This is a genomic window from Neptuniibacter pectenicola, assembly GCF_001597735.1.
Classification (GTDB): domain Bacteria; phylum Pseudomonadota; class Gammaproteobacteria; order Pseudomonadales; family Balneatricaceae; genus Neptuniibacter; species Neptuniibacter pectenicola.
In genome coordinates this window covers 1-259 of record NZ_LUTS01000143.1, presented here as the reverse complement: position 1 = coordinate 259, position 259 = coordinate 1, and the positions used below count along the sequence as shown (strand labels likewise).

Here is a 259-nt window from a genome sequence, read left to right as displayed (position 1 = left end):
AGGCGTTGGAGCTAAATCAAGAATAAATATTTAACTCCAACATACTGATTAAGACCGCTACTCTAAGTAGCCTCCTATATTTTTCGAGCACGATAGGCATGCAACTTTTTATAGTTGTCGATCAACTTCAAGTGACGATCAAGGCCTTCAAGCTTCAAATTAGTAGGTGTAAGACCGTAGAATTTCACTGTACCCTCAACAGAGCCGACCACGTTCGCCATGACCTCTTTGCCAAACATACGCGATAAATTCAGTAGAT

Annotated in this window: 1 protein-coding gene; it reads right to left on the bottom strand. The window is 40.9% G+C overall.

Going from position 1 to position 259, the window contains the following annotated elements; all coding sequences use genetic code 11:
* Positions 1-74 precede the first annotated feature (74 nt).
* The coding region (locus tag A3773_RS17255) for a hypothetical protein (RefSeq protein ID WP_156473572.1) at positions 75-259 on the bottom strand (185 nt) is incomplete at its 5' end.